We start from the raw sequence: 22,160 nt of genomic DNA on the forward strand, positions 1-22,160 counted from the left end.
TTCTCTATATGATTTTAAAAAATCAATTCAAGCTATATTCACAAAGCAAAACTTAAATTTTCTTATATTACTTATATGGGTCAAAAAAAAACTCAATCTTATGAAAAAATCTTTTTTAGTAGCCGCTTCTATTGTTTTATTAGCGTGTCAGCAACAAACAAATAGTGATTTAAAAACGCTTTATTCACTTCCAAAAAAGTTAAAAGAAGTTTCAGGAATAACTTATTTTCCTGAGACAAATTTACTTTATACTTTAGAAGACAGCGGAAACAAAAATGTAGTTTATGCATTAAATGCCGAAGGGAAATTAGCAAAAACGATTACGATTTCAAATGCCGTAAATGTGGATTGGGAAGACATAACAAAAGATAAAAAGGGGAATCTTTATATTGGTGATTTTGGAAATAACGATAACGAACGTAAAGATTTATGCATTTATAAAGTAGATAAAACTCAATTGGATAAAGATGTGGCTTCTGCCGAATATAAAATTTCGTTCTCTTATCCAGAACAAACTGAATTTCCTCCAAAGAAAAAAGAAATGTTTTATGATGTTGAAGGTTTTTTTGAACACGACGGTTACTTTTATCTTTTTACCAAAAATAGAAGCAAAGGTTTTGACGGAACTGCTTTTATCTATAAAATAAAAAATGCAAAAGGAACTCAAAAAGCGGTTAAAATAGGGGAGTTTAAAACCTGTGATAACTATAATCATTGTGTACTAACCAGTGCAACGATTAGCCCTGACGGAAAAAAAGTGGCTTTGTTAAGTCATGATAAGATTGTCTTATTTAAAGATTTTAAGGGAGATTTATTTCATAAAGGAACTCAGACTGAAATTGAACTCAATCATTTTTCTCAAAAAGAGGCCGTTGTTTTTAAAGACAACAATACTTTGCTTATTGCCGATGAAAAAGCGAACAAGACAGGAGGTAATGTTTATGAATTTAAACTAAAATAATTTGAATTTCTGAGATACATCTCAACGAATTGTATTTAAAAAGTCAGCCTCGAATTCACGAATTTTAATCATAATTAATTCGTGAATTCGAGGCTGTTTTTTGATTGGGATCTAGGAAAAAACTTAGCACCTTAGCATCTTAGAACCTTAGTGCCTTTTTTTAGAAACTATATGCAGCCCCAAAAATAACTCTTCCTACTTCGTCAGGAGATTTAAAATAAGAGATTCTGGCTGTTAAAACATTGATTGCATTCAACCAAAGACCGCCGCCGTAATCGTGATGCCATTTTCTTGAGTTTTCCCCATCAAGCCAGATTCTTCCGTAATCAAAACCGCCTAAAATTCCGTAAGTCAAGGGAGCAACCGTACGTTCGATTTTACCAAGACTTAATCGAAGATCAGAGCTTTGAGAGAAATACGAATTACCTAAAAAGCGATCGTTTCTATACCCTCTTAAATCAGTGTCACCTCCTAAAACTGCACCTTGATAGAATTCATAATTATTATTTAAAATGGCTTTTCCTTTAACATAAGTCGCTAAAACTAGTTTTCCATTATGATCAATTTTATGAGTGAAGCCTAAAAAACTTTCAAGTGTAGGGAAATTTTGTTTCGTGTCACTCAAATTTGTCGTCCAAGTAGCGGCAATCATAAACGCCATTCCTAAAGTTGGTTTTGCAGCAAAATCAGAATTTTTAAATTGATATTTCACTTTCAAACCTCCAAATGTCTGGCTGTCAAATACCATTGGGTTTACGATATTTGGAATGTCAATATATCTGTTTTCGGTTTCTTCAACTGTCATTTTCTGAAAAATAGGCTGAACACTGAATTCACTTCCGTATCGTCCTACGTGTCTAATAGCACCTGATACATTAAATTTTCGAATACGGACTCTGTTGTAATCCATTCCAAATTCTTCGTCATTGTTCTGACTTTCGTTTCCATATCCAAAATAGTTCATGGCAAAATTTGGAGTTGTGTACTGCGATTCAACATCAATAACCCATTTACCCAGTAATCCAGGGAAATGTGCGGCATAATTAAATTCTAAACCGCCGGTAGCAAAATAGTAAAAACCGTTTAATACATGTTTTTGAGTATAAGGATTCTGTTTAAAATTGTTCACGGTATAATTTACATTAAAACCTAATTTTACACCATCATCAGGGTTGTATCCAATGTTTGGCAAGCCTGAAATTACATTGTATTTTGGTTTTTCGTAATTGTATAAGTTAACATCGTAGTCATCAGTTAACTGAGTTTTAGTTTTTGAGTCTAAGTTATAGGTGTTTTCTTTTGATTTAAAATCGTAAACAATAACCTTTCGTCCGTTTTCAATAGTATAAACATCATTATTTTGACCGCCGATTAAACGAATTTTAATTTTCGATTTATGATCGCCTTTTACTTCAAAAACATCATTATCATCTAAACCATAAATCCATAAATTTTTGGTTTTAGCATCGTTTATCATTTTGGTGTATTGTAACTTGTCGCCATCTTTTTTCATTCTGATAACCTGAAGTTCAATTTTGTTTTCAGCAATATGATTCAATACAAATTTGTCTTTTTTGTCAGTTCCAGCAATCATAATTGTTTTGCTTAAAACATCAGAATAACGTACTGCATATTTTTGAAGTTCTTTTTTTCTGCTTTTTAGTTTCTGCTTAATTTCTTCAATCGTTTCATCTTGAACTTCTTTTGGTAAATTTTTAAAAGCATTTTCAATATCGCTGTCAGATAAGTTTTCTTGAATAAATTTTGCCTGCTCAATCCAGTCTTTTTCTTCAGCCGTTTTTAAAAATGCCAAATCTAAAGGATAAGGTTCTCTGTTAAGCCATTTTACATTATCGATTGAACTTTTAAAAGTACGCATATGACGCAGTGCTGGAATATTCATTAAAAGCGAAAGTAAAGTTCCGTCATATTTTACAAACGCCTGATCACGATCTCTCGGAATTGGTTTGTAAATTACTTTTCCGTCTTTTTTGTGCTCACCCCAACGCCATTGATCACTGTGTCTGTCCCAATCACCAATCAGCATATCAAACAAACGTGCTTTAATATATTCTTTTTCATCGACAGCATATTTTTCATCTTTATGAAGATTAGTCATCATGTCGCTTGTACTTATTATATCACTCGGATTTCCAAAGTTTTTGGCATCAATATGATTGTCAGCAGGTCTTTCTTCAACCATATATAAACCATCTCCAAAGCTTGCATTAAATTCTTTTAAGCCATTTTGCCTAGGAATATAGTATAAAACAGGATTGGTGTGCGATAATCCTATTTGGTCTGATAAATTGCCAATCGCAAAGCTTGTATACGGGTGAGATGTAGTGTAAAAATCTAATAAGAAATTCTCTGCATAAGTATCGGCAAAATCGTTTACAACATATTGATCTTTAAAAGCAACTGATTGTAAAAAAGCTGTTGCACTTTTTTTCATGGCGCGCATTACGTATTCGCGGCCTTTTGGATCTGACATTCTAAGTGAAACTGATTGATGTCCGCCGCCTTCTCGAATAGGTTTTAAGCCTCCCATTAAAGTATCAACTGTAGCCGTTTTTACTTCGATTGGCATACTGTAATATTTTCTATAATGCTGTCCGAACAAGAATTTATGAAAGATACTTTTTTCAGTCATTTTTGGCGGATAGATAGAAGTCGTAATTTTTGGCGGAAAGTTATTCGGAATATCTGCCGCCCAGTTAATCTCTTTAGCTTTAATTATTTCACGTTCAAAAAGCAGTTTTTCTTTATTGTTTTCATTTCCATAAAAAGAAACTTTTGCATCGCCGCTTTTAAACAAGGTTAAAGTTGCATAACCATTTCCGCCATACGAAAAATCGTAGGGATTTACAGCTCTCGCAGCTTCAGATTTTGATCCGGCTCCGCTTATAATCTGCTGAATATTTTCTTTGCTGATGTATTGCAGATTATGATCGTGTCCAGAAACAACAATCACATTTTTCTGTTTCTGTAACAGCGTTTTAATTCTTTTGGTGTAAATGGTATATTGCTTATTTTGAATATCCTGCGGACTTACACCAGATGTTTTTCGAAGTAAATTAATATATGATCCAATAACTGGAAGCGGAATTTTATTCTCAAGAGGAAATAATTGCTTTTCCATAGAAAATTGTCCGCCATGCGTTCCATTGCTTAACAAAGGATGATGAATTGCCAGAACAACTGTTTTTTCTTGATTTTTGTTTAAAATACTTTCCAGCTCATCAAAAAAATCTTCTCGTGTTTTTATAGAACAATTATCGTTGATAGTAGGATGATCGTCCCAGTTTTCAAGAAACCATTCACTATCAACGGTTATTAACGTTGTAGTGCTGTCAATTTTTACGCCTTCAATAGGGCATGATTTTCTTGGTAAAAAAGCTTTTTTGTCATTTAAATAATTAGTTACAAAATCAGCTTGTCGTTCTAATCCTTTTATACCGCTGTACCAATCGTGATTGCCGGGAATAAAAATAGTTTTTCCCTTAAATCCTTTAGTTAGTTTTAATTGATTGGTAAGTTTAGTTTCTGCAAGTGCTTTATCATCAGGGTTTTTATCACTCGGAAAACCTTTTGGATAAATATTGTCTCCTAAAAACAGTAAAGTTGATTTTTTACTGGCTTTTTTTAATTTTTGATGTAAAAGTTCCAGTGTTTGTTGTGCTTGTTTTTCATCAGCATTTCCAGCATCTCCAACAAGATAAAATGTTTGGGCAATTTTTATGGTATCAGTTGCGTTTTCTGTTTCGTTGGCGCTTACATTTTTTCCGTATTGAGGTTTATGCGTTGCGCAAGAGCTGATTAATATAAGAGTGGTAATTGCTAATAAATAGTTTTTAATCTTAGCAATGAAATGATTTTCCAAAAACAATTTCATAATTTAGTGGTATAAAAATATTCTTTATGAATCTAATAGATCAATCCGAAGATTTCGTCAGTAATTTACTCAAAGATAAACTTTCTAATTTATATTCTTACCATAATTTTAACCATACATTAACTGTTGTTACTGCAGTTAAAGAACTATGCAAGAAAGAAGAAGTAAGTGATAGTGATAAAGAAGTTCTTATAATTGCGGCTTGGTTTCACGATACAGGTTATGTACATGGTTATGATAATCATGAGAAAGAGAGTGTGAAAATTGCAACTGCTTTTTTGAAAGAAAAAGGGCAGTCAGAAGAGTTTATCGCAGCTGTTGCCGATTTGATTTTGGCAACACAGAAAGAATACGTTCCTAAAACGCACTTAGAAAAAATTATTAAAGATGCAGATTATGCGCATCTTATGGGAACAGAATACGTGACCACTTGCGAGCTGCTGCGTTTAGAACTAAAAAATACGGGAAAAATATCGTTCACAAATGCGGAATGGGCTAAAGAGAATTTGAATTTTTTATTGAATAAACACCGTTTTTACACGGATTATGCACTTAGAAAATGGCAGCCGCTTAAAGAGAAAAATTTAGTTCTTATTCGAAAAAAAATAGATAAACAAGAATTAAAAGCGGCCGAAGCAATAGAGGAGGAGATCAAAAAGAGAGAAAAACTCGAAAAACCAGATCGAGGCATTGATACTTTGTTTCGTGTTACTCTTGGAAATCATACACGTTTAAGCGGTATTGCCGATAGTAAAGCTAATATTCTGTTATCTGTTAATGCAATTATTATTTCGATTGCACTTTCGTCTATTATTCCAAAACTAGACAGTCCAAAAAATGCACATTTGGTATTGCCAACATTCATTATGTTGATTTCAAGTGTGGTTACCATTATTTTTGCGATACTTTCTACGCGGCCAAAAGTAACCTCTGGTTTTTTTACGCGCGCTGATGTTGAAGAGAAAAAAGTGAATTTAATGTTCTTTGGAAATTTCTATAAAATGCCTCTTGAGGATTACGATTGGGCCATGAATGAAATGATGAAAGACCGTGATTATTTGTACTCAACAATGATTAAAGATTTATATTACCTAGGATTGGTTTTACAGCGAAAGTACAATTTACTGCGCATTGCATACAACCTTTTTATGGTAGGAATTATTATTACAGTAATTGCGTTTGTAATCGCTTTTAAGTCTATTTAAATTTTAATCAATCTAAAGGTTCAAAAAAAAGCTCAACTAATTTAGTTGAGCTCATCTAATAAATCCTGATAGGTTATTTTTTTTACCTCTGAATTCGAAGTATTATTAATCACTTTCACTCGAATTGCTCGCAAGCCAGAAACGCCTTGAAGATCTTCGACTTCAAATTGTTCTATTGCGGGTTCAAGAACTTTCGTGTGCTGCAGGTATTTGATATATTTTAAATACTCAGCTTCTTCGCTGTTTTGCGAATACACGATTGTTATTTTTTCCTTTTCAGTAATACGTTCGTTAGTTCCTTTTATATTTGCTTTGTCAATTCGTTTTTTAACAACTTCATATCTGGCATTATAAGTTCCGTCAACATCAAAACGTTTTTCATCCATTCTAAAACGTATTGAAAGCGGAGAACTAAATACCAAGATCAACGAAGTAACATCTAATTCGTATGGCAATGATTCTTTTAACTGATGATGAGCCAATTCCATTTCGCATAAAGTTTGCAGCTGCCATAAACGCAAATTATGCAGATACATTATATCAAATGGTTTTGTTGGTGCAATTGAAGCTCCAATATATAAGTTATGTTCAACACCGTCAGTTTTAAAACGTTCGTAATAATGCGGATAAATTTGCTGTGCCTCGATTTGTTTTTTATCTAGAACAGAAGCTAATCTTTTATTGATAATCGACATAGCATTGTCGAACTTCTTTCTTTCCTGATAAAACATTCCTGTTTTTTCATCCAGAGTTTCAAAGTACAATTCTTCCAATTTTACATTTTTAGCATTGTCTTTTGTGTTTTTCAATATCGGATGAATTTCTTCTTCGATATAGCGCTGAATATGCTGTTCAGTATCTGCTTTCAAAGGAAATTCTAATTCGTCTCGAAGCGATTCTAGTTCAAATTTTCTCTGCTCTAAAAGAACTAAATTAGAGTTGGGTTTTTGATTATTAAAAATTTCTAATAGTGCTGTAAGTTGATTTTGAAGATCTATTTTTACAGTTTCATTTCGATGTTCAGATGAACTTTTAATATCAATTTGTCCGTATAACGGGAATACATTTTTAAACACAATTTCTTTAAAAATATAGTCTTTTGTATGATTTATATTTTGAAAGTAATTTTGCGATTCTTTTTTGAATTTCCAATAAACACTTGGGTGAATTGTTGTATACTCACGCTGAATAATAGCTTCAACCTGATGCTGCATATCGGTATTATAGCGATCGATAGTATCTGTTAAGTACGGTAAAACTAATTCCAGTTTTGTAGCATTTACGCTGTTTAGTTCTCTTGCATTTTCAGAAACTAATTCGACTACACCCAATAAATGACCATCTTTTATAACCGGAGCAAAAACACAGCTTTGAATTCCTTGTTTTAAAAGATGTTCACCAAGTTTTTTGTTTGAAGAATCTTCGATGAATTTTTTAACATTAGATATAACAAGCGGCTCTTTTTTGTCTAATAAATTTTCAAAAGAACATCCAAAAAAAGCATTTTTACAATCTACTTCCTGATCTGATTTTAATAAAAAACTGGTAAGTTGATTGTCAAACTTTATTGGCCTGATGAATTTTTCTTCTTCAGGATTATAGATTATAAAACCAACTTTTAAATTAGAAATTTTAAATATCGATTTAAAAATGTTTTCAATTATTTCTGTCGAAGCAACTCTTGTCGTTTCGGGTTTTAATAAATTACTTTTTAAGTTTGAAATAGCACTTTCGGTCGTTGCATCAAACAAAGAAACAATGCCAAAACCTTTAAGAATCCAGCTTCCTTTAGGGAATTTAGATTTCCATAAATCAATATCGTTATAATTATCAATAAGAAGATCGATATCGTCCTGTGTTAAATGTATTGCTTTTTCTGTTGGAGTAATTTCCATAAAATCGGCATTATATAAAATTCTATAATGCTTTTCTATGCCGTTTTCGTCTGGAATATCATAGAAAAAAGGTCTGTTGAAATCGAGATTTTGTTTGTAGTAATCGCCTAAAATCAAACAGCAATTGTTGATGTAAAATTGATGTTCATCAAAATCACGAATTTCCATATAAAATTCGTCGCCGGCGTTACGTAAAATTTTCTTGAATCGTTCGGTATAATTGAACGAAACGTTTTGAAAAGGAATTGTAATTGCCTTTATCTCGTTATGTGTAAGTGCAGTTGGAAATAAATCAGCAACTAAGTTTTTAATTAAACCTTCATTATTTTTAATAATAGAGTAGTCGTGAATTCCGGTTCTAAATTCCGGATATGCTTCAACCTCTTTTAAAATGGCTTTAGCGTAATTAGATCGATAATCAACATCAGATAAAGCAATTTCTTCAAAAGATTCAATCAGCTTATGAAATGAGATTATCGTTTCGAAAGGACTTTCGTTGTGTAAAAGACGATCCATCTGTTTTGGTTTTAAAACACAAAATTAAGCATAAATTAAGAATCTTTAGCATTTTGCGATTTCTTTCGTTTATAGTACTATCGAGTTTAATTGATATTTTGAAAAGAAAAACTTTTATAACGTAAAAAGGTCAATAAAAAACGGCAGTTACAAATTGCAACTGCCGTTTTTCGTTTTAAGTAAGTAATAGAAAATGAATAACTCTTAGCTTTTTTCTTCTTTATTGAAGTAAACTAAGTAGTAATACATTTGTTTTTCTTCATCCCAGCCTTTTTCAACAAATTTCTCTGCACTTTCAGGATTGATAAAATCCATTTTAATCTGGATATGCGTATCTAGATTAATAACGTTTTTAATCGATTTTCTAGCGTCAGAAACTGCTGCATTTGCAATTGGGAATGAGGTTACATCTTCGATGCTGTATTTTTCTCCTTTATCAACTTTATAGTTTTTGAATTCAGGAATTAAGTCAGGATTGTCAAGTACTTCATTCAAGAAATTTTGTTCTTCAAACTGATCGTTTTTAGCGAAGTAATTCACAGAACGGTTCATGAACATAACTTCTTCTTTTTTGTCTTCTGCTGGTAAAACAACATCTTTTGCGAAGTTTTGACAGAATTTCAAGTACTTTTTAGTGATGAAGTTTTCATCTTCAAAAGCATCAACAGATAAAAAGTGCTCTAACCAATAACGTGCATCATAACGATTGCTGTCTACAGTCAGGATTTTATATCCTTCTTCTTTTTTATAATTAAAAATTAAGCATCCTTTGTCTAATTTACTCAAGTTGATCCCTTGTTGTAAAATCATTTCAAGATTGCTGTCTTTTTCTTCAAATTGTAAAAAGTCAGCCTGTAACTCACTTTTAAAAATTCCGATAGCATCAACTACATTATTATCGATACTTAAATTGGTTAAGTACGTAACATAAACCTCTCCGTTTTTAATATGCGGATGGTTAGACTGCTCGTACAAATGCTTTGTGATTTTTTTTGAAACTTCCTGAACATTCCCAGGATTATCAAAAATTTCAGAAGCATACTTAAACATATCATTATAATCCAAATCTACTTCGTGCGCAAACTGATAATAGTTTTCTTCCTTTTCTCTAAAAGGTTTAAAGAAATACTCTTTTATCAAAGGCACAATTTCGTCATTTAAATTAAATGGCTGTTCTGATAAAAAAATAGCTTCGTTACGGCTTTTGTTCCCTACGCGGTGTATCGAAAGCGTCTCGATGTGAGTGTTGAATAAGTTGATCATATTTTTTTAAGGTGCTGAGGTTCTGAGATGCTAAGGTACTAAGGTTTAGTTCTGTCTTTTATTTTTTTTATAAAAGAAACTAACATTCTTTCTACTTCGCGACTGTCCTCATATAAGTTGTTAAAATCGTTTTCTTTTAAGTAATATATGTTTTTTGCAATTTCTAATTGAGTCTGCATTTCGAATAAAGAGCCAATAGAAATGTTTAAAAAGCGTAAAAGATCTTTATCACTTTCTCTGCCAAATCCTTCTGCAATATTACTAGGGATAGAAACCGAACTGCGTCTAATTTGTGAAGTTAATCCGAAGATTTCTTCTTTTGGAAAATTGTTTGTTGAAGAATAAATTTTGGTTGTTAAGGCCATTGATTTCTGCCAGATAAGCAGGTTTCTAAAATTACTCACGATTATATATTTTTAATTTGAAAAATTAAAAATAAGAAAAAACCTTCAAAATAAAAACCTTAGAACCTTAGCATCTCAGAACCTCAGAACCTCAAAAAAAACTAATTCCAATTCTCCTCAAATCCAAAATCTTCAAAGCTGTCATCGCCTTCAAACATATCTAGATCGTCTTCGTCTAGATCATCTTCAAATTCGCCGTAGATATCGTCGTGCATATCAGCTTCAAAATTTTTCTCGCCAGAATCATCAGGCATTTCTCCATGAGAGAATAAAGTTTCTGGGTAAACAGCTCCAACAGATTGCTCTTCAATAGCAGCCAATTCAACTAAGAAAGTCCACATATGAATGAAATCGTAAACATAAATGATTTTGGTGTTTTCTTTATCTAAGATAGAAGATAATGGATAATCGCCCATAGTTCTTTGCTCACCAGGAACATCGCCAGTATCAAAAAGCGGAATTTCATCTTCTTGATTCCAAGTTTCATCGCAGGTGTAGAACGAAGCCACTTCCATTCCGTCAAAACCAAAAGCGTTGAAGATTGCATTGTGTAAATCTTCAAGAGTATCTTCTTCAAGAATAGCAATGTCTCTAAAAATATCTTCTTCGGCGTCTAGAATTACTCTAAATTTATAAACCATAATCTTTGTTTTTATTGAGAGGTCAAAGGTAAAATATAAAAAACAAAATACGAATTGTGAATTACGATTTGTTGAAAAGATTTTAAGCTGTTGTTTTCCTGTGATTTAGTGTGTTTTGTGAATGTACTGAATCTTTAGAATCTTTTTAGTTTTCAATGTTTCCTAAAATTATAGCTGCAAGTTCATGAAAACAGTACTGGAACAGTTGAAGCAATTACTGCTTACCAGTTAATCTTTTTTTGATTTTATGATAATGTTTGTGGTATGTGCTGTGGCTGGGATAACTTCTGCTTGACGTCATATTGTTAAAAAGTAAAGCTGTCAAAAGCAAAATTAGTGTGCCTACAAGAACCGGTGAAACCACATAAAAATAACCCAAAGCCTTAATTTTATCTGAACCAATAATAGCAATCAAAGCTGTTGCGCCTCCTGGCGGGTGCAGAGTTTTAGTAATCTGCATGAAAATTATTGCCAGCGAAACTGCCAAAGGTGCCGCAATCCAAATAATATCTGGTGCTAGTTTATGAACTGTAACGCCTATAAAAGCTGAAATTACGTGTCCGCCAACTAAATTTCTAGGCTGCGAAAATGGACTTTGAATAATTCCGTAAACCAAAACGCTCGAAGCTCCAAAAGAACCAATCAAGTAAACGGCATCATTTCCTGTAAAATGTATCGATTGTACATAAGCTAAAATCCCAATACCAACAAATGATCCGAGAAATGACCAAAAATGTTCTTTGTAGTCAATTAAAGTTTCTTTATAAAGAATATAACGAGTTTTGCGATAGCTTCTTTTAATTCTTGGAGTGGGCATAATTATTTAATGTTTGTGTATTTTACTAAGAAAGGGTTAAAGATTAGTATTTAAATCTGTGAGATTTGTGAGTTGGTTTCTGAATTGTTATTTTGTTAAACTTGGAGCATACGTATAAACAGTATGTGGATAAATCATTTTTGCGGTGTATTTAGAAATTAGACACACTACAAGAATTGGTAAAAACAAGGTATAATCGTTTGTTAAACCGCATACTAAAAATATTGCTGTAAAAGGGGCATGAATACTTGCGCTTAATACCGCAGCCATACCAATAATCATAAAGTTTACTGGAATTACATGCAGATTGAAAAAGGTGTTTAAAACCGATGCAAGTAATAATCCTAAAAAGGCACCAATAAAAAGGCTCGGAGCAAAAACGCCGCCATCACCACCAGAAGCCAATGTAATTGAGGTAACTATTGGTTTTAGAATTAAAATACCAATAAATGTTAAAGCTAATGTCAGGGTTAAAGGGATTTCTGTCGAATTTCCAAAAATACCTTTTATAGCATGATAACCTTCTCCATATAATTGAGGAAAAATAAATAACGAAATACTTAAAACTACTGAACCGATAAGAATTTTATAATAATGTGTATCGATTTTTCCAAATTGAGATTTGAAAAATAATACACATCGTGTTAAATACACTGAATTCATTCCAGCTAAAATTCCCAAAAGAATAAAATACGGAATTGCTTTTAAATGCCAAGTTGTAATAGAAACGGCAAACAAAGGTTCTTCTTTTAAAATTGAAAGTAAACCGAATGCAATAGAAACAGCAATTACATTTGAAATAATAAACGCACGTGTTACTTTTCTCGAAATAACTTCAAAAGCAAACAAAATTCCTGCAATTGGACTGCTGAAAAGAGCAGTAACTCCAGCTGCGACACCAGCGCAAATTAATTCCGTTTTATATTGTCTGAAGACATTTTCTTTCTCATGAGCAACAGATCCAATTGTTGCTGTGGCTACAACTGTAGAAACTTCAATTCCTGTTGATCCACCGAAAATAACAGTGATTAAACCGTTTATAAAATGTGATGGAATTTTATAAGAAGGAAGATTCTTTTTCGTTTTTGTACTTTCAAAAACTTCTTTGATTCCTTTATTTTCCTTTTTCTTAAAAAGATACTGTCTCAAGAAATAAATTACAGACAATCCGAAAACAGGAAAAATAATATAGAATATTGGATGAACCGAAACTTCGTGAAAGAAGATTTCCTCGTAATATTCAGTGATTTTTTTAAGTGAAATTCCTAAAAAGGCTGATAGAAAGCCAATTAAAACAGATACAATAACTAATTTTCGGAATTTGATAAATTGATGATTTTTTTTGATTTTCGCCGTTTTGTTCATCAGAAGTAAGTCGCAGCTTTTTTATGCGGATTACAAAATTAAGCATCAAAATTGGTTTTTAATAGAAAATCTTCAATATAGTGTGTTAAAATGTGTATAAACAAGAAAATTCTTTCAGTGTGTTTTTCTTTGTATATCGCTTGTTTAGGGGCAAAGGTTCAAAGGTGCAGAGGGACATAGTTTTTAGTTTAACGGAATAAGTTTGTATGTAAAACCTTTGTTCCTTTGAGCCTCTGCATCTTTGCCTCTTTATTTCTATCTTTCATAAAACTCAATTGGCAATAAATCAGGATCAGCAATAAAAGTAAAACGTTTTTCAGTCGTTTCATCTATTCTGATAGGTTCCGCTTCTATATTTTTTGATGTTAAGAAAGCAATAGTTTCTTCTAAATTAATTACTTCAAATGCTAAGTGTCGTAAACCAACTGCCTCTGGTCTCGATGGACGCTGCGGCGGATTTGGAAAAGAGAATAATTCTACTACATAAATGCCATTTAATGCCAAATCAAGTTTGTATGACTGGCGTTCTTCACGATAGATTTCTCTAATAATAGTAAGTCCTAAAACTTCGGTATAAAAAGTTTTAGATTTTTGATAATCCGAGCATAAAATGGCAATATGATGGATTTTGTTTAGGGTAAGCATTAGTTTTTTTGTTGAGGTTCTTGATTTAATTTTCGAATTACTTTAGCAGGATTTCCAACTGCAAGAGAATTATCAGGAATATCTTTTGCAACAACAGATCCCGCGCCAATAACACAGCCTTTGCCAATTGTTACGCCGGGACAAATAACGGAGTTTCCGCCAATCCAGCAATCGTCACCAATTGTAATTGGTTCTGCATTTTCTAAAGATTTTCTCAATTCAGCATCAAGCGGATGAGTTGCGGTGTAAATTTGAACATTTGGTGCGAAAAAAACATTTGATCCAATACTTACAGGACAACTATCAAGAACAACACAGTTAACATTAAAATAAACATTGTCACCGCAAGTTATATTGTACCCATAATCGCAATGAAACGGAGGTTCGATATAAAAATTACTGCCAGAATTAGGAATTAACTCTTTTAAAATTTCTTTTGCTTTTTTGGTCAAGCGGTATTCTTTTACATTTAATGTATGTAATAATATTTTTGCTTTTCGGCGGTCTTTTACTAAAACAGGATCTCCTGGTAAGTAATATTCTCCCGCAATCATTTTTTCTTTTTCTGTTTTCATATAAAGAGATTACATTTTAGTCTTGGCAATTTTTTCGTGAATTTTTACCGTTTCCTGCAAAGCCGCACTCGAATACCACGGTGTTAATTCAGCTTCAAGCAAATTGGCTTTTATGGCAGGATCTGTCGCAACAAGAGCTTTTGCTTCGTCAACAGTTTCTACATTGAAAATATAAATACCGCGATAATTTCGATCGTTTTTCATAAAAGGGCCGGCAACAACTAGTTTTCCTTCTTTGGCTAGTTTATTGATATTTGCCATATGACCTTCAAACAGTTTTTTGGTTTCTTCTTTTGAAGCCGTTTTGTTTGTTCCAGATTTCAATAAACAAAAAACGTATTTTTTCATTCCATATTCATCTGCATTCAACGATTTTGCTAAATTTTCATCAAATTTAACTTCCGTTTCCTGTGCGAATCCAATTGCATTTATTAGTAAGAAAGCGAATAAAAAGAAAGAGTTTTTCATAACACTATTTTTAAAGAAGTTTTTTCAAAATAACAATCTGGCCTAAATGATAAACATCATGCTGAATAATTCCGTGAAGATGTTCGTAATAGGAATGACCGTTGTTGACATATATTTTGGCTAAATGCGCGTCATCAAAATCTTCAAAAAAAGCATTCCAAGATTCTTGTGATTTTGCCAATGTCTGAAGCGATTGTTCCCAAGCAGCCTCAGAAGGATCTAAAACGGGTACAAAATAATTATGATCGGGAGTTATGATAACCTCGCCGTTCATGCGCTCTAGAATATTTCGCCTCCACTGTATAAGGTGATTTACAATTTCCCAAATGGTGTTCAAATTAGGATTTATCTTTTTATAAGCCTGCTCAGCGGTTACATTTTGCAAAGTGCCGGCCAGAGTAACCTCCAGCCAAGGATTTCCATCATAAATGGATTGATATAGATTTGAAATTCTTTTGCTTTCTGACATAATTGATAGTTTTGCAATTCAAAGCTAATATACAAATAAAGTAAATTACAACTCAGGCATAAATTTCTACAGTTCAGTTATTATATATTTTTTAACGATAATTGATAAAATACATTTGCTTCAACAAAAACCAATGTTATGAAAACCAAGTTATTTTTTACAATTACTTTTTTACTTTTTACCGTTTTTATTTTTGCTCAAAATACGATTTCTGGAAAAGTGCTTGACCAAAAAGGAAGACCGGTTCAAGGCGCTAATATTTACCTAGACGGAACATACGACGGAGCAACAAGCTCTGCAACGGGTGAGTTTTCTTTTGAAACAAGTGCGATTGGAAATCAATTTCTTGTAGTGAGTTTTTTGCTTTTTGAAACCTACAAGAAAGAAATTGATGTTACTAATTATAAAGATCAAACGGTTAAACTTAGAGAAAATATAAATACGCTTGATGCTGTTGTAATTACGGCAGGAACTTTAGAATCTGGAGATAAAGCGAGAGTTTCGGTTTTAAAACCTTTAGATATTGTAACTACAGCTGGTTCAGCTGGAAATATAATTGCGGCTTTGCAGACTTTACCAGGAACACAATCTGTTGGTGAAGACGGGCGTTTGTTTGTTCGTGGTGGAGAAGCAAATGAAACGCAGACTTTTGTAGACGGAATTAGAGTTGCACAGCCTTATGGAGCGACAACAAATAATTTGCCAACTCGAAGCCGATTTTCTCCTTTTTTGTTTAGCGGAATCTCTTTTTCGACTGGAGGTTATTCTGCAGAATATGGCGAAGCATTATCGAGTGTTTTACTTTTAAATACACAGGATGAAGCAGATCATAATAAAACTGATATTGGCTTAATGACGGTAGGTTTGAGTTTAGGAAATACTCAAAAATGGAAAAAGAGTTCTTTAAGTGTAAATATGGCTTATATAAACTTAGCACCATATCAGGCGGTGATTCCTCAAAATGTAGATTGGAACAATCCGTATCAGTCTCTGGGAAGTGAAACGGTTTACAGGTATAATTTTACAAACGGAATCTTTAAACTTTACGCGGCTTTTGATTCGGAGAAATTCGATTTGAATCAGAAAAATATCAATTTCGAGAATCCTATTAGAACAGATTTGAATAACAATAATTTTTATTTGAATTCTTCTTATAAAGGAACTTTTGGAACTGGATGGCAGCTAACTACAGGAATTAGTTATGGATACAGTAAAAACAAAACAAAATATGATATAAATGATATTGATGCTGATGAAAATGCAGCACAATTGAAATTGAAGTTTGGTAAGAAAGTTTCGAACTATTTTAAAGTATCTTTTGGAGCGGATTATTTCATTACAAAATTCAATGAAAATTTTAATGACAATATTTCAATCGATGTTACAAACGGATATGATTCAAACATTTTTGCAGCTTATACAGAAGGAGATATTTTATTTTCTAAAAGGTTAGCAATGAAAGTTGGTTTAAGATATTCTAACAACAGTTTATTAAATGAAAATAATATTGCACCAAGAGCTTCAATAGCCTACAAGTTTTCTAAAACCAGCCAGCTTTCATTTGCTTATGGAGATTTTTCGCAGACACCAGTTGTAGATTATATTAAATATTCAAAATACCATCAGTTTGAAAGCGAAAAAGCAAGTCATTATATTTTGAATTATCAATTTACAAAACCGGGACAGATTTTTAGAGCAGATCTTTATTATAAAGATTATAGAAATTTAGTTCAATACGATACAAAAGATATAAAATACAATTCAGTTTTCAATAATAACGGTTCAGGTTATGCAAAAGGTTTAGAATTATATTGGAGAGACAGTAATTTGTACAAAAACTTAGAATATTGGATTTCGTATTCTTATATCGATTCTGAGCGACAATACAAGAATTTTCCAACAATGGCTGTGCCAAGTTTTATTGCAAATCATACTGTATCTGTAGTAACAAAATATTTTATTACAGATTGGAAATCACAAATAGGTTTTACAAACAACTATAGTTCAGGGCGCCCGTACAACGATCCAAATCAGACACAATTTATGAACGGAAAAACAAAATCATACAATAGTTTGAGTTTTAACTGGGCCTATTTACTGACTACACAAAAAATCCTTTATTTCTCCGTTTCAAATATTTTAGGAACACAGAATGTTTTTGGATATGATTATGCCAAATTGCCAGATCCAAGCGGAGTATATCAAAGACAAGCAATTACGCCAACAGCAGATCGATTTTTCTTTGTTGGTTTCTTCTGGACAATCAGCCAGAATAAAAATGAGAATCAGTTGAAGAATCTTTAGTTTGAGGTTCAGAGTTGCAAAGGCTCAAAGGTTCAGAGGCTTCTAAAATGTAAAAATCGTTGTTGCTTTGAGTTCAAAAAAGAAAAAACTTTGCCCCTTTGTAACTTTGCCTCTTTGAACCTCAAGAAAAAAAACAATTCAGCAGCAAAAATCAACAACTCAGTATCATTTAATTTTAAAACAGTAAAATCCGATATACTTTTGAAGTGTAATTAACAAGTTACTAAGCGGCTAAGGTTCTAAGGGACTAAGTTTTAAAAAAAAAACAGAAAAAAGAGTTTTAATCATCAATAAGAAAACCTAAGAACCTTAGCAGCTCAGCCCCGAAAGTTATCGGGGCAGAACCTAAAAAAACAACAACCTTAAAAAAAAGAAATCATGACCAAGATTATTACCATTATCACATTATTTATCTGCAGCTTATTATCTGCACAAACACAGTTTGAACAAGGAATGACAAAAGCTTTCGGACTTTGGAAAGAAGGAAAAAATGCTGATGCTTCGGCATTGTTTGAAAGAATTGCAGCGGCCGAAAAAAATAGTTATCTGCCTAATTATTATGTAGCTTTAATTAACACGACATCGGCTTTTGGTGAAAAAGATAAAACCAAAGTTGATTTGTTATTGACAAAAGCGCAAGATGCTGTTGATGCAGAAATGATAAAAGATTTAAACAATTCAGAGTTGTACGTAATGCAAGCTTTAATTTACACGGCTTATGTAGCTTCTGATCCAATGACAAACGGAATGAAGTATTCGGCTAAAGTGATGGAAGCTTATGCAACTGCTAAAGCATTAGATCCAAACAATCCGAGAGCTGTTTTTGGTGAGGCTGATTATCAACTGGGAGGAGCGAAATGGACAGGGGTTGATACAAAGCCACTTTGTGAACAAGTTAACAGATCTATCGAACTTTTTGGTACTTTTAAGCCTGAAACGCCTTTTTCTCCTAAATGGGGTTTAGAAAGAGCGTTGGAAATTCAAAAAACCTGTAAATAAAAAATAGTAATAAATTAAGTTAATTATAATGAAAGACCATAGAAATGCATTTGCTGATTTGAAAAGTGGAACCATAGTGTGTTTCAAGATTTCTATGATCTTTACAGTAATATTCTGCGCTCTTTTAGGTACTGATTTAAATGTAAAAAATGTTGTACTAACATTTCTTTTAAGTTGTCTTTATTCGTTTGGACTTGGTTTTGGAAATGGTTTTATCAGCGTTCTCTTAGATCGAAAATGGGATTGGCTGGAGCAGACTAATTTAAGAGTATATTACGGAATTTTAGTAACTGTTTTATATACAGTTCCTGCAGTGTTAGGAATTAATTATATCATTTTTGTTGTCGTTCAGAAGCTTCCTATAGATCAGTTTTTTGGCAATAGAATGATTTGGAATCACGTTTTTTATATTGTTTTATCGTTTGGAGTTTCTACTTTCATGCAAGCCAGAAGTTTTATGGTAAAATGGAAACAAGCTTCTAAAATTGAAATAACGCAGCAAAAAATTATTGCAGGAACGGCAAATGCACAATTTGAGAGTTTAAAAAATCAGATCGATCCGCATTTTCTTTTTAACAGCTTAAATGTTTTAAGTTCCTTGATCGAAGAAAATCCTGATAACGCACAGCGTTTTACGACTTCTTTGTCAAAAATTTACCGCTATGTTTTAGAGCAGAAAGATAAAGAATTGGTTTCTGTAGAAGATGAATTATCATTTGCAAAAACCTATATGAATCTGTTGAAAATGCGTTTTGAGAATAGTTTATTCTACGAATTGCCAGCCGAGAACATAAATCCGGATGCAAAGGTAGTTCCGCTTTCACTACAGCTTTTGCTTGAAAATACAGTAAAGCATAATGTTGTAAGTGAGCAAAAACCGCTTCATATTCGAATTTTTATTGACGGTGATTACTTAGCAATTCAAAATGATCTTCAGAAAAAAGAAGTTCTTCAGGATAGGCAGGGAGTTGGATTACAGAATATTGTAAATCGATATGCAATTGTGACCAACAGAAATGTGATGATTGAACAAGATGAGAAAAATTTCACGGTTAAGATTCCAATTTTAACAAAACAAATTAATGTTATGGAAACAAACGCAGATTATAACGATGAAACTAAAGCTTATTTTAGAGCTAAAAAAAGAGTAGAAGAATTAAAAGGGTTTTATGGCAATGTAATTTCATATTGCTGTGTAATTCCAATATTAGCTTTTGTTAATTTAAGATATTCTCCAGGGTTTCAATGGTTTTGGTTTTCAGCTTTGGGCTGGGGATTTGGAGTTGTAATGCATGCTTTTAAAGTATATGGCTACAGCACAGGTTGGGAGGAAAGAAAGATTAGAGAGATTTTAGAGAAAGAAAAAAACAAACAAACTTGGAAATAATCATGAAGCCAAATTATACAGAAGCGGAACGCTATTATCAGGCTCAGAAAAAAGTAAAAGAAATTAGAGGATTTTACGAGCATTTGGCTGTTTTTATTTTCGTAACCATAGTTTTAGTTGTTATCAACCTTGTGACTTCTCCAGAATATTTATGGTTTATTTGGTGTATTGGAGGCTGGGGGATAGGAGTGGTTTTTCATGGATTGAAAGTTTTTGGATATTCACCATTTTTTAATAAAGAATGGGAAGAACGAAAGATTCAAGAGATTTTAGAAAAAGAGAAAAATCAAAAAACTTCAAATTAAAGATGAAAACGAATTATAATAGTGATCAAGAAGAATATGAATTACAACAGTTAGCCAGCAAAAAGGTTGTAAAGCTTAAATCATTTTATATTCATTCATTTTTTTACATTATAGCGGTAGTGCTTTTTATTTTAAAAGAGTATTATAAATTGCCTTTGAATGTGTTTCCGGCTAAATTTTTAAATGGAGTTGTAATGATTGTTTGGTCAACCGTATTTTTTGGTTCAGCGATTGATTTATTTGTCTCTGCTAAAATTTTTGGAGATAAATGGGAGAAACGTAAAATGAAAAGGATTTTAGAAAAAAGAGAAAAAAAACAAAAATGGGAGTAATCATGGAAATGAAATACAGCGAAGAGGATAGATATTTTTTGGCTAAAAAGAAAGTCGGAGATATTAAAGGATTTTATGGAAACTTGGCATCTTATATATTTGTAAATGCAATTTTGATTTTCGTTAATTTGTACACATCACCAGAATATTTATGGTTTTTTTGGCCTTTATTGTGGTGGGGAATTGGAGTAGTTTTTCACGGATTAAGGGTTTTTGAAGTATTTCCGGCTTTAGGCAAAGACTGGGAAGAAAGAAAAATCAAAGAGTTTATGGAAAAGGAAAAATGGAATAAAAGTAAATGGCAATAATTTTTAAATCATAATAAAATGGGACGATTTAGAAGACGTATGTATGAAGAATACGGAGATGAATTTAGTACAGATGAAAGCTTTAATGCTGCCTATAGAAAGGTAAGAAGAATAAAAGGATTTTATTCGCATCTTAAGGTTTATATTATAGTAAATATTATTATCATTATTTCAAATTTGAATAATGGATTTATAGGCAATCGTATCGAAATTAGAGGTTTTCGAGATTGGGAAGTTTATTCAACCGCATTTTATTGGGGGATTGCTTTAGCTATTCATGCTTTTACTGTTTTTGGCCCGGATATTTTTTTTAATAAAGATTGGGAAGATAGAAAAATCCAAAAATATATGGAAAAAGAGGCTCAGAATAAGAAAAAATGGGAGTAATTTTAGCTTGTATATTTTAAACCTTGTATTGTATTAAATGACCACATTAATTATAGAAGACGAAAAACCAGCTGCACGTTTATTACAGCGAAAACTTGAAAAATTAGATATAACTGTAAAAACAATGCTGCATTCTGTAGAAGAATCACTTCATTGGTTTACAAATAATGAACATCCAGATTTGATTTTTTTAGACATTCAATTATCAGATGGTTTATCGTTTGAGATTTTTGAAAAAATAAATATTCAAAGTGCCATAATTTTTACGACGGCTTATGATGAGTATGCTTTGAAAGCTTTTAAATTGAATAGTATTGATTATCTTTTAAAACCAATTGATGAAGATGATCTAGAGGCCGCAGTAGTAAAGTATAAAGCACGAATTCCTAAAGCTGATGAGGTAAATCATAATCTGCAGCTAGACTTTGAGCAAATACGTCAAATGCTGTCAAATCCTTTTGAAAAGAGTTTCAAAAAAAGATTTACCGTTAAAATAGGACAGCACTTAAAAGTAATAACGACCGAAGAGATTGAATGTTTTTTTAGTGAAAATAAAGGAACGTATATACATACTTTTGATAATCGAAACTATTTAATCGATTCGACTTTAGAAATTTTAGAACAGGAACTAGATAAAAAGGATTTCTTTCGCGTAAGCAGAAAATTTATTGTACCACTGCAGGCAATTAAAGAAATTCAGGTATATACAAATTCTCGTTTGAAAGTTATTTTACCAACTTATAAAGAAGATGAGGTAATAGTAAGCCGAGAAAAAGTGCAGGATTTTAAGAGCTGGCTGGGGTAATAGATTTAAATTTTATCAAATGCTCCACCGGAACGTATGTGTTTATGATTAACATATCTGACGGATTGAAATCCGTCTCTACAATATAGATCGTTCCTTCGGAACTTTTCGTGACGTATGATTATTCCATATAAAGGGCCGCAGGCTCGATTCATTTTGTAGGGCCGGATTTTAATCCGGTTTAACGAAACGTAAATTTTCAAACGAATCTTAA

21 protein-coding genes are annotated in these 22,160 nt (G+C 32.2%); 10 read left to right on the forward strand and 11 right to left on the reverse strand.

What is annotated here, in order from left to right:
* Nucleotides 1–100 precede the first annotated feature (100 nt).
* Nucleotides 101–961, forward strand: a complete 861-nt coding sequence (locus tag ACHRVL_RS16245; protein ID WP_395414414.1) for an SdiA-regulated domain-containing protein — start codon at nt 101–103, stop codon at nt 959–961.
* A gap of 160 nt (nt 962–1,121) precedes the next feature.
* Here the strand turns inward: ACHRVL_RS16245 and ACHRVL_RS16250 are convergent, their stop codons facing one another.
* A complete protein-coding gene (locus ACHRVL_RS16250) occupies nt 1,122–4,856 on the reverse strand; it encodes a metallophosphoesterase (protein ID WP_395414416.1) in 3,735 nt (1,244 codons plus the stop codon).
* 26 nt (nt 4,857–4,882) lie between these two features.
* Here ACHRVL_RS16250 and ACHRVL_RS16255 point away from each other — a divergent pair, with 26 nt between their 5' ends.
* Nucleotides 4,883–6,061: a Pycsar system effector family protein gene (locus ACHRVL_RS16255; protein WP_395414418.1), complete on the forward strand. Its 1,179-nt coding sequence runs from the start codon at nt 4,883–4,885 to the stop codon at nt 6,059–6,061.
* Between the two features lie 41 nt (nt 6,062–6,102).
* On the opposite strand, the gene ACHRVL_RS16260 is transcribed toward ACHRVL_RS16255, so the two are convergent.
* The 10 genes from ACHRVL_RS16260 to ACHRVL_RS16305 all read right to left on the reverse strand — a co-directional run bounded on the left by ACHRVL_RS16260 (nt 6,103) and on the right by ACHRVL_RS16305 (nt 15,119).
* Nucleotides 6,103–8,472 (reverse strand): GAF domain-containing protein, encoded by a 2,370-nt coding sequence (locus ACHRVL_RS16260; RefSeq protein WP_395414420.1) that lies wholly within the window; start codon nt 8,470–8,472, stop codon nt 6,103–6,105.
* 204 nt (nt 8,473–8,676) lie between these two features.
* Nucleotides 8,677–9,735, reverse strand: coding sequence for a nucleoid-associated protein (locus tag ACHRVL_RS16265; RefSeq protein WP_089052970.1), 1,059 nt, complete (start codon nt 9,733–9,735; stop codon nt 8,677–8,679).
* 38 nt (nt 9,736–9,773) lie between these two features.
* Nucleotides 9,774–10,139 carry a four helix bundle protein gene (locus ACHRVL_RS16270; RefSeq protein WP_395414422.1) on the reverse strand — a complete coding sequence of 122 codons (366 nt, stop codon included), beginning with the start codon at nt 10,137–10,139 and terminating at the stop codon, nt 9,774–9,776.
* A 101-nt stretch (nt 10,140–10,240) separates the two neighbouring features.
* Nucleotides 10,241–10,780 (reverse strand): hypothetical protein, encoded by a 540-nt coding sequence (locus tag ACHRVL_RS16275; protein WP_395414424.1) that lies wholly within the window; start codon nt 10,778–10,780, stop codon nt 10,241–10,243.
* A gap of 214 nt (nt 10,781–10,994) precedes the next feature.
* Nucleotides 10,995–11,597, reverse strand: a complete 603-nt coding sequence (locus tag ACHRVL_RS16280; RefSeq protein ID WP_089052973.1) for an HPP family protein — start codon at nt 11,595–11,597, stop codon at nt 10,995–10,997.
* An 87-nt stretch (nt 11,598–11,684) separates the two neighbouring features.
* Nucleotides 11,685–12,962 carry a chloride channel protein gene (locus ACHRVL_RS16285; RefSeq protein ID WP_395414427.1) on the reverse strand — a complete coding sequence of 426 codons (1,278 nt, stop codon included), beginning with the start codon at nt 12,960–12,962 and terminating at the stop codon, nt 11,685–11,687.
* A 255-nt stretch (nt 12,963–13,217) separates the two neighbouring features.
* Nucleotides 13,218–13,607 carry a VOC family protein gene (locus ACHRVL_RS16290; RefSeq protein ID WP_089052975.1) on the reverse strand — a complete coding sequence of 130 codons (390 nt, stop codon included), beginning with the start codon at nt 13,605–13,607 and terminating at the stop codon, nt 13,218–13,220.
* A complete protein-coding gene (locus ACHRVL_RS16295; protein WP_395414430.1) occupies nt 13,607–14,182 on the reverse strand; it encodes a sugar O-acetyltransferase in 576 nt (191 codons plus the stop codon). The genes ACHRVL_RS16290 and ACHRVL_RS16295 overlap by 1 nt, the downstream gene beginning before the upstream one ends.
* A 9-nt stretch (nt 14,183–14,191) precedes the next feature.
* Nucleotides 14,192–14,650 carry a YciI family protein gene (locus tag ACHRVL_RS16300; RefSeq protein ID WP_089052977.1) on the reverse strand — a complete coding sequence of 153 codons (459 nt, stop codon included), beginning with the start codon at nt 14,648–14,650 and terminating at the stop codon, nt 14,192–14,194.
* A 10-nt stretch (nt 14,651–14,660) separates the two neighbouring features.
* Nucleotides 14,661–15,119, reverse strand: coding sequence for a DinB family protein (locus ACHRVL_RS16305; protein ID WP_395414432.1), 459 nt, complete (start codon nt 15,117–15,119; stop codon nt 14,661–14,663).
* Between the two features lie 138 nt (nt 15,120–15,257).
* Between ACHRVL_RS16305 and ACHRVL_RS16310 the strand changes: the two genes are divergently transcribed.
* From ACHRVL_RS16310 to ACHRVL_RS16345, 8 genes are all read left to right on the forward strand, one after another.
* Nucleotides 15,258–17,423, forward strand: a complete 2,166-nt coding sequence (locus tag ACHRVL_RS16310) for a TonB-dependent receptor domain-containing protein (RefSeq protein WP_395414435.1) — start codon at nt 15,258–15,260, stop codon at nt 17,421–17,423.
* A gap of 378 nt (nt 17,424–17,801) precedes the next feature.
* Complete coding sequence (locus ACHRVL_RS16315) at nt 17,802–18,422, forward strand: hypothetical protein (protein ID WP_395414438.1); 621 nt, start codon at nt 17,802–17,804, stop codon at nt 18,420–18,422.
* Nucleotides 18,423–18,450: 28 nt separating this feature from the next.
* Entirely contained in the window at nt 18,451–19,809 is a 1,359-nt protein-coding gene (locus ACHRVL_RS16320) for a histidine kinase (protein ID WP_395414440.1), read from the forward strand.
* 2 nt (nt 19,810–19,811) lie between these two features.
* On the forward strand, nt 19,812–20,114 hold the full coding sequence (locus ACHRVL_RS16325) for a 2TM domain-containing protein (protein ID WP_129052692.1): 303 nt from the start codon (nt 19,812–19,814) through the stop codon (nt 20,112–20,114).
* A gap of 2 nt (nt 20,115–20,116) precedes the next feature.
* Complete coding sequence (locus ACHRVL_RS16330) at nt 20,117–20,446, forward strand: 2TM domain-containing protein (RefSeq protein ID WP_395414443.1); 330 nt, start codon at nt 20,117–20,119, stop codon at nt 20,444–20,446.
* A complete protein-coding gene (locus ACHRVL_RS16335) occupies nt 20,437–20,754 on the forward strand; it encodes a 2TM domain-containing protein (RefSeq protein WP_089052984.1) in 318 nt (105 codons plus the stop codon). The genes ACHRVL_RS16330 and ACHRVL_RS16335 overlap by 10 nt, the downstream gene beginning before the upstream one ends.
* A gap of 18 nt (nt 20,755–20,772) precedes the next feature.
* Nucleotides 20,773–21,141, forward strand: coding sequence for a 2TM domain-containing protein (locus tag ACHRVL_RS16340; protein ID WP_395414446.1), 369 nt, complete (start codon nt 20,773–20,775; stop codon nt 21,139–21,141).
* Nucleotides 21,142–21,178: 37 nt separating this feature from the next.
* Nucleotides 21,179–21,946: a LytR/AlgR family response regulator transcription factor gene (locus tag ACHRVL_RS16345; protein WP_395414449.1), complete on the forward strand. Its 768-nt coding sequence runs from the start codon at nt 21,179–21,181 to the stop codon at nt 21,944–21,946.
* Nucleotides 21,947–22,160: the final 214 nt, after the last annotated feature.

This window comes from Flavobacterium sp. FlaQc-28 (assembly GCF_044007415.1).
In the GTDB taxonomy this organism is placed as follows: Bacteria; Bacteroidota; Bacteroidia; order Flavobacteriales; family Flavobacteriaceae; genus Flavobacterium.